This is a genomic window from Tetzosporium hominis (assembly GCF_002265435.1).
In the GTDB taxonomy this organism is placed as follows: Bacteria; Bacillota; Bacilli; order Bacillales_A; family Planococcaceae; genus Chryseomicrobium; species Chryseomicrobium hominis.
The window spans coordinates 1-241 of sequence record NZ_NOKQ01000272.1; the positions used below are offsets into that span (position 1 = coordinate 1).

At 46.9% G+C, this 241-nt stretch carries 1 protein-coding gene; it reads left to right on the top strand.

The window, feature by feature from the left end:
• A partial coding sequence (locus CF394_RS12080) for an SDR family oxidoreductase (protein ID WP_133079834.1) occupies positions 1-241 on the top strand: 241 nt, incomplete at both ends.

Genomic DNA, 241 nt, shown 5'->3' on the forward strand with positions numbered 1-241 from the left:
CGAAGAGTGGCTCAAATATTTTGAAGTAAATGTTTTAAGCGCCGTTAGGCTTTGCCGCGCGTTTTTGCCGGCCATGCTGAAGCGGAATAAGGGAAGGGTTCTCAATTTGGCAAGCGAGGCCGGCATTAAACCGCTTCCGCAGATGATCCCTTATTCCATGACAAAAACCGCTTTGATCAGTTTGTCAAGAGGTTTGGCCGAAATGACAAAAGGGACAAATGTGACCGTCAACTCTGTTCTT